This window comes from Achromobacter sp., from assembly GCF_049647645.1.
Classification (GTDB): Bacteria; Pseudomonadota; Gammaproteobacteria; order Burkholderiales; family Burkholderiaceae_B; genus Achromobacter.
In genome coordinates, this window is record NZ_JBARYB010000157.1 from 105,089 (window position 1) to 112,498 (window position 7,410).

Consider the following 7,410-nt stretch of genomic DNA (forward strand, 5'->3'; position numbering starts at 1 on the left):
ACTCATTGCCAGCCGTAACGGCGGACCCAGATACCCTTCAACAACTGCGTCAGCGTGCAGTAGGCCAACAGGATGCCCACCAGCCAGGGGAAGTAGCTCCAAGGCAGCGCCTGCAGTTGGAGGTATTCGGCCAGCGGCGAGAACGGCAGCAGCAGCCCCATCGCCACCACCATCAGGGTCATGCCCATCAGTGGCCAGGCGGCGCGGCTTTGCAGGAACGGGATCTTGCGCGTGCGGATCATATGGACGATGAGCGTCTGCGACAACAGGCCCTCGACGAACCAACCCGATTGGAACAGGGTCTGGTGTTCCGGGGTATTGGCCTGGAAAACGTACCACATGAGCGCATAGGTGGCGATGTCGAATATGGAGCTTATCGGACCGAAAAACACCATGAAGCGGCCCAGGCCGTCAGGATCCCACTGCTGGGGCTGCTTCAGCAACTCTTCGTCGACATTGTCGAACGGAATCGCCGTCTGGGAAATGTCGTACATCAAGTTCTGCACCAACAGATGGATGGGCAGCATCGGCAGGAACGGCAGAAAAGCGCTGGCCACCAGGACCGAGAAGACGTTGCCGAAGTTCGAGCTGGCCGTCATCTTCAGGTACTTGAGCATGTTGCAGAAGGTCTTGCGGCCTTCGATGACGCCATCCTCCAGCACCATCAGGCTCTTTTCCAGCAGGATGATGTCGGCCGCCTCCTTCGAGATATCGACCGCCGAATCCACCGAAATGCCCACGTCCGCCGCGCGCAGGGCCGGCGCATCGTTGATGCCGTCGCCCATGAAGCCCACGGTGTTGCCCTGGGCCCGCAGGCTGTGCACGATGCGCTCCTTGTGGGCCGGCGTCAGGCGCGCGAACACATTGGCCTCGCGCACGGCCACGGCCAGTTGCGCCTCGTCCATCGCCTCGATCTCGGCGCCCAGGTAGACCTTGCGCACCTCGAAATCCACCTCGCGGCAGACCTTCTGGGTCACCAGCTCGACGTCGCCCGTCAGGACCTTGACTTCGATACCGGAGTCCCTGAGCGCCTTGAGCGCGGGAGCCGTGGATTCCTTCGGCGGATCCAGGAAGGCCATGTACCCGACCAGCACCAAGTCGGACTCGTCGGCCACGCCATAGGTTTGCTGGGTGGGCGGCATTTCCTTGACGCCTACCGCAATGACGCGCAGGCCATCGCGGTTCAAGTCCGCTGTCACGCGGCGGATGTCGGCCCGGCGGGCATCGGTCAGCAGATGCTCTTCGTGGCCCACGCGCAGGCGGGTGCAGGCCGCCAGCATTTCTTCCAGCGCGCCCTTGCAGATCAATTCGTGGTGTTCACGGCCATTCTCGGTCTCGTTCACCACCACCGACATGCGGCGCCGGGAAAAGTCGAAGGGAATCTCGTCGACCTTGCGGTACTTCGCCGCCAGGTCGAGCTTGCGCTCGACCTCGGCATGCTGCAGCACCGCCACGTCCAGCAGGTTCTTCAAACCGGTCTGGTAGTAGCTGTTGAGATAGGCGTAGGCCAGCACGTCGTCGCTGCTGGCGCCGTACACGTCGGTGTGGCGTTCCAGCACGATGCGGTCCTGGGTCAGGGTGCCGGTCTTGTCGGTGCACAGCACGTTCATCGCGCCCAGGTTCTGGATGGCATCCAGCCGCTTGACCACGACCTTGCGACGCGACATGCGCATGGCGCCCTTGGCCAGCGTGGCCGTGACGATCATGGGCAGCATTTCGGGCGTCAGCCCCACGGCAATGGCCAGCGCGAACAACAGCGCCTCCATCCAGTCGCCCTTCGTCAAGCCGTTGATCAGCATGACGATGGGCGCCATGACCAGCATGAAGCGGATCAGCACCCAGCTCACCCGGTTGATGCCTTGCTGGAACTGGGTCGGCGCACGGCTGGTCTGCGTGACGCGCCCGGCCAGTTGGCCGAAGTAGCTGCGCGAGCCGGTCGCCACCACCAGGGCGCTGCCGGAGCCGCTGACCACGTTGGTGCCCATGAACGCCATGTTCTCCAGTTCCAGCGCATTGGCGGTCTCGGCGCGCTGCGTGGCATATTTTTCGACGGGCAGGGATTCGCCCGTCAGCGCGGCCTGGGCGACGAACAGGTCCTTGGCGCTCAGGATGCGGCAGTCGGCGGGAATCATGTCGCCCGCGGACAGCAGCACCACGTCGCCCGGCACCAGCTCCGCCAGCGGCGCCTCGACCTGGCGCGAGCCGCTGACATGCAAGGTCACCCCAAAGAAGCGCCGGGCTTCGCCTTCGGCCTGCGCCGCGGGATCGTTGCGCAGCACGGTGGCGGTGTTCTGCACCATGGCCTTGAGCGCCTCGGCGGCGCGGTTGGAGCGCTGTTCCTGCGCGAACCGCAACACGGTGGAGATAAGCACCATGGCGCCAATGATGAAAACCGCCGTCCATGACTGGTCGTCCGGCTCGGCCATGCGCACATCGGTAAGCCAGGAAAGCGCCGCCAGCGCGGTCAAGAGCAGATTGAATGGATTGCGGTAGGACAGCCAAAGATGGGAGTACCAGGGCAGCGGTTTTTCGTGGTCGACCTCGTTGGCGCCGTAGCGTTCGCGCGCAGTTCCGGCCTGGGCTTCGGACAGCCCGCCGCGGCTGCTGCCGAACAGGGCGAACAAGGCGCCGAAGTCCATGCGCGCCAGGTCCAGCATCTGGCGGTTGGCGTGGCGGGCGGCGTCCGAGGACGCGGCGGCGGCCGCGGCGCCCCGTTCGGGCATGGGCGAGCGGCGGAAGTGCCTGGCGCTATGCCGCAGGCCAGCCGCGGACGAAAAAAAGGATTTGAGGAATTTGAACATCGGGGTGCTCCGGTTATAGGTGTAGTTGTTGGAGACACGGACGACCCTGCCTGCGGCGTCTGCGCACGGGCAGCAGCGGGCCGCGGCTTTCGCGCGGAAAGCCGTCAATCCACCGCGTACAGGCGTGCGCAGGCACCGGAGCAATGTTGCCGGTGTCCGGATCGCATCGAAGTGCGCCGGGTGCGGAAAACGGAAGGGGAAGCTAGCGGAGGAATCGATACCGGCAGCAAGGGCGCACAAGACGTGGGCCAGGCCGGGGATTCTTGGCTGCGGACTCCGTACGGGCCAGGATGACTATCCTGCCTGTCGGCTCGCAGCGAGTAGACAGGTCAGACAGGCATGCCGGCGCCGCGCACTGGGCGCAATCGAGGCTCGGGGTCTAAGGCACTAGGCATGATCTCTCCTGTGGAACAAATGAGGCGGCTTCAGGCCAGCGCGGCTTGCGTGGCTTGGGCGCCGAAATGGACGTGGCGCACGGCAGGATTGGCGCTCAGGCGGCGCGCCTGCGACATCAGTTCGCCACGCAGCTCCGGCGGGCAATTGACGGTGATGCAGGCGGATGCCATGCCAGGGTCCTGGCCCTGGTCGATCTGCACTTGCGAGACGTCCAGGCCGGCGGCGTTGAAGTCCAGGCAGATCTGCTTGCGCAAGGCGCCCAGCTCGTCGCGCGGACAAATGACCGTCAGGCGCGAAGTGCCGCGGCGGCGGCCCAGGGCGGTGGCGCGGTCCACGCCGGCGCGGCGTAGGAACAAGTCGAAGAAACGCATAACGACCTCCATTGCAAGAATGGGGAGCGTGATCGCGAATACGCGCGCACCCGCGCGGCGCTCGGCGGACAGGCACGAAAAACGTGCGCGAACGCTGACGCTGCGGCTAGCGGCGGTTCTGGCGGTTTATGTTGGGGAGGTTCCCGGCAAGCCGCTGGCTTGCGCGATTGCCCGGGCTTGCGCCTGGAGCTTGGGATACAACCGCAACCTGTTCAACAGGCTGCGGCAGACGGAGTTCTGCGTGGACCTGTTAAACAGCGACGTCGATGCAAGATCGACTACTTTCGCCGGAATCGGTATTCACGAAGACTGCTCCTGGGATGGATAACAGGCGAAAGTTTACGCGGGTTTCCACTTATGGACAAGGTTTTTGCCGCGGAACTGGGCTGAATGTGGCAAAAGCCGGCGAGGGGCCGAAGCCCCCACGCGCAAAGCGCTGTCAGACGTAGAAATGCCAGCCCAGATAAGCGGCGAACACGGCATACAGCCCCCCCACCGCGGACAGAGCGGGCACGCTCATGGCTGAGCGGCGGAAACGCAGCCACAGGAGACCGATGGACAGCATGGTGAACAGGCCGGCCGCCAGCAAGGGCGCGTCCAGCAGCCACGGCGTCATGAAGATGCCCAGCGCGCTGGGTATGGTCGCCTGGATCATCATGGCGCCCGAGATATTGGCCAGAGCCAGCCGTTCCTTGCCCTGGCGCACCCAGATCAGCGCATTCATGATTTCCGGCAACTCGGTCGCCACCGGCGCCAGCAACAGGGCGGCGACGTGGGGCGATGCGCCCATGGCCACGCCCAGCAGTTCGATCTGGTTCACGAACACGTGCGATGCCCCGGCGATGACCACCAGAGCCAGGATCGTCTGGGCGACTGCCCAGGACATGGCGGGATCTGCATCGCGCGGGCGCAGCTTCAGCGGTTCCAGTTCTTCGGCATCCAGGCTCGCTTCATCGCGACTGAGCTCACGCTTGACGTAGAGGCCGTAGGTGGCCAGGAACAGGATGCCCAGCCAGGGCTTCCAGGCAAAGGCCAGCAGGCCCAGGCCCACCTTGAAAACGAAGATGCCCATGAACCAGGCCTGGTCGCGGGCCAGCCGGCGCTGGTCCGCGTTGATACAGTCCGCCTGCGTGGCGCGCCCGCGGCGGGCGCGCCACAGGGCCAGGCCGACCACCGCATAGGCCAGCGTCGCCAGCACCAGCGGCCCGCCCATGGCAGCGCCGACGCCTATGTCTTTTTGCTCGGGAGTTTCGCCGAAGACCACGGCCATGAAAGTGACGGCGCTTTCCGGCAAGGCGGTGCCGAACGCGGCGAGCACGGTGCCGGTGGCGGTGGCCCCCAGCTGAAAGCGATGGCCGACCCATTCGACGCCGTTCACGAAGAACTCGCAGGCGAAATAGATCACTGCCGCTGACAGGAAAAACAGGAACAGGGTGAGAAACATATAGGCGAGCCGGACGAGCAGAAACCAATTGGCGCGACGTCGCGGCTCGCCCGGCTGGGGTGAACGCAACGCGGCCAAAGGTCTCGCCTGGCTGGTCCATGCGGCGGGCTTGCCGACGTGCATGGATACCGCTACTAGCGCCATGGCGTTCTAGCGGCTGCTACGCAGCGCTGAACCACCAAGTCTGTTGACGCTAGCTCCTTTGTGGGGACAAAGGATGGCTACTCCCCAATGACAGAGCGGCGATTGTAGCAGCTTGCCCCGCGCGGCCCAGCGAATTCCGCGCGACCAGCATGGGGTGTCGGATCCGGGGGATGGCAGGTAAAGTAAACGGCATCCTCACCCTGCCGGGGTTTGCGCCCCAGTCCGCCATGAGCCTGCCTCCCGACGACATCGCCCCCTACGCCGCACGGCGCCAACGCCTGATGGAGCAGATGCGCGCCGACGGCGGCGGCATCGCCATACTGGCGACCGCCCCGGAGGCCGCCCGCAACCGCGACGCGGAGTACCCCTACCGGCACGACAGCGACTTCTTCTACCTCACCGGCTTCACCGAACCCGGCGCCTGGCTGGTACTGATAGCGGGCGCGACCGACCGCGCCGTGCTGTTCTGCCGCCCCCGCCACATCGAACATGAAATCTGGGAAGGCAAGCGTTTCGGCCCCGAAGCGGCGGCGGCGTATTTCGGCTTCGACGACGCGCATCCGCTCGATGCGCTGGACGAACTGATGCCCGCGCTGCTGCAGGACCACGCCACCCTGTACGCGCCGTTGGCGGGCGACAAGCGCAGCGACGGCCGCCTGCACCGCTGGCTGGCCGCGGCGCGCGAAGCCAGCCGCGGCGGCCATGCCCCGCCCTCCCGCCAACAGGACATCCGCTTCCTGCTGGCCGAGATGCGCTTGATCAAGGACGCCACTGAAATCGCCGCAATGCGGCGCGCGGCCAAGATCTCCGCCGGCGCCCACGTGCGCGCGATGCGCGTCGCTCGCCCCGGCATGCGGGAGTACGAGATCGAGGCGGAACTGCTGTACGAGTTCCGCCGCCACGGCGCGCAATCGGTCGCCTACAACAGCATCGTGGCCGCGGGCGCCAACGCCTGCGTGCTGCACTACCCGGCCGGCGAAGCGGTGCTGCGCGATGGCGATCTGGTGCTGATCGACGCAGGCTGCGAGGTCGACAGCTACGCCAGCGACATCACCCGCACCTTTCCTGTGAACGGCCACTACAGCGGACCGCAGCGCGCGCTGTACGACCTGACGGTGGCGGCCCAGGATGCCGCCGCTCAAGCCACGGCGCCCGGCCGCAGCTTCAATGACGGCCACCTGGCCGCCCTGCGCGTGCTGGCGCAGGGCATGCTGGACCTGAAGCTTTTGAAGGGCTCGCTGGACGGCGTGCTGGAATCCGGCGACTACAGCCGCTTCTACATGCATCGCACCGGCCACTGGCTGGGCCTGGACGTGCACGACGTGGGCGATTACCGCCAGCCCGGCCCAGCCCTTGGCGCCGAACGCCCCTGGCGCAAGCTGGAAACGGGCATGATGTTGACGATCGAGCCCGGCATCTACGTGCGGCCCGCCGACGACGTGCCCGAAGCCTACTGGAACATCGGCATCCGCACCGAGGACGATGCGCTGGTCACCGACGAAGGCTGTGAACTGATCACCCGCGGCGTGCCGGTGCAGGCGGGAGAAATCGAAGCGCTAATGCGCGAATAGGCGGGCAGCGCGCCAAATCCGCGCTAGAAAACGTAGCCGTCCAGCCAGCCCATGGCGATCCAGGTGTAGACCACCACCATGGCGATGGCGAACATCGAGACGATGGCGCCGACCAGGCAGGCCAGGATGGCGACCAGCACTGGTCCCCAGCCGGTCTGGGTCGGCCGGCCCAGGCCCGCGTTATAGAGGCGGTCGAATTTCTCGTCCGGCATCAGCGAGAACACCGCGCTCTCGATGAACCCGTCGACCATGGGAATGAACACCAGGAAGAAAGCGGGGTTGTCGTACCAGACGGGGTAAAAGCTGACTGCGCAGAACAGGCTGGCCAAAGCGAATACGGTCACCAGCCAGGCGTGACGCCGGCCCAGATACCACCAGTGCGCCCCCACCGCGCCGAGCAGGCAGGCCAACAGTCCTACCGCGACTTTGCCGCGCGGACGGCGGGCGGTTACGGCGGACAGCGGAGTAGAGGCCTGGAGCTGCGTCATGTCGATCGACCGGAAAGGGGGCCACGGCGCCAAGACGCGCCGGCTGCTGCGGATTGTAGTGGACGGTTAAAATCCGGTCATGACTTCATCCGCCTTCGACATAGCGATACTCGGCGCGGGCCCGGTGGGCCGCGTGCTGGCCCTGATGCTGGCGCGCGTGGCGCCGGACCCGGCGCGCATCGCGCTGCTTGCGGG

Annotated in this window: 6 protein-coding genes, 1 pseudogene and 1 riboswitch; of the genes and pseudogenes, 3 read left to right on the plus strand and 4 right to left on the minus strand. The window is 65.9% G+C overall.

What is annotated here, in order from left to right; all coding sequences use genetic code 11:
- Positions 1–2: 2 nt before the first annotated feature.
- Both mgtA and WBB14_RS18815 read right to left on the minus strand, forming a co-directional pair.
- Positions 3–2,801, minus strand: coding sequence for a magnesium-translocating P-type ATPase (mgtA, locus tag WBB14_RS18810; RefSeq protein ID WP_424241169.1), 2,799 nt, complete (start codon positions 2,799–2,801; stop codon positions 3–5).
- 425 nt (positions 2,802–3,226) lie between these two features.
- Positions 3,227–3,568 (minus strand): hypothetical protein, encoded by a 342-nt coding sequence (locus tag WBB14_RS18815; RefSeq protein ID WP_424241170.1) that lies wholly within the window; start codon positions 3,566–3,568, stop codon positions 3,227–3,229.
- Between the two features lie 28 nt (positions 3,569–3,596).
- Here WBB14_RS18815 and WBB14_RS18820 point away from each other — a divergent pair, with 28 nt between their 5' ends.
- Positions 3,597–3,896, plus strand: a complete 300-nt coding sequence (locus WBB14_RS18820; protein ID WP_424241171.1) for a hypothetical protein — start codon at positions 3,597–3,599, stop codon at positions 3,894–3,896.
- Between the two features lie 111 nt (positions 3,897–4,007).
- Here the strand turns inward: WBB14_RS18820 and WBB14_RS18825 are convergent, their stop codons facing one another.
- On the minus strand, positions 4,008–5,012 hold the full coding sequence (locus WBB14_RS18825; protein WP_424241172.1) for a sodium:calcium antiporter: 1,005 nt from the start codon (positions 5,010–5,012) through the stop codon (positions 4,008–4,010).
- A 52-nt stretch (positions 5,013–5,064) separates the two neighbouring features.
- Positions 5,065–5,255: riboswitch (yybP-ykoY riboswitch) on the minus strand.
- A gap of 128 nt (positions 5,256–5,383) precedes the next feature.
- Between WBB14_RS18825 and WBB14_RS18830 the strand changes: the two genes are divergently transcribed.
- Entirely contained in the window at positions 5,384–6,727 is a 1,344-nt protein-coding gene (locus tag WBB14_RS18830; RefSeq protein WP_424241176.1) for an aminopeptidase P N-terminal domain-containing protein, read from the plus strand.
- A gap of 23 nt (positions 6,728–6,750) precedes the next feature.
- On the opposite strand, the gene WBB14_RS18835 is transcribed toward WBB14_RS18830, so the two are convergent.
- A complete protein-coding gene (locus tag WBB14_RS18835; protein ID WP_424241173.1) occupies positions 6,751–7,215 on the minus strand; it encodes a hypothetical protein in 465 nt (154 codons plus the stop codon).
- A 79-nt stretch (positions 7,216–7,294) separates the two neighbouring features.
- On the opposite strand from WBB14_RS18835, the pseudogene WBB14_RS18840 reads away from it, so the two are divergent.
- Positions 7,295–7,410: pseudogene (locus WBB14_RS18840) on the plus strand (monooxygenase); the annotation flags it as partial.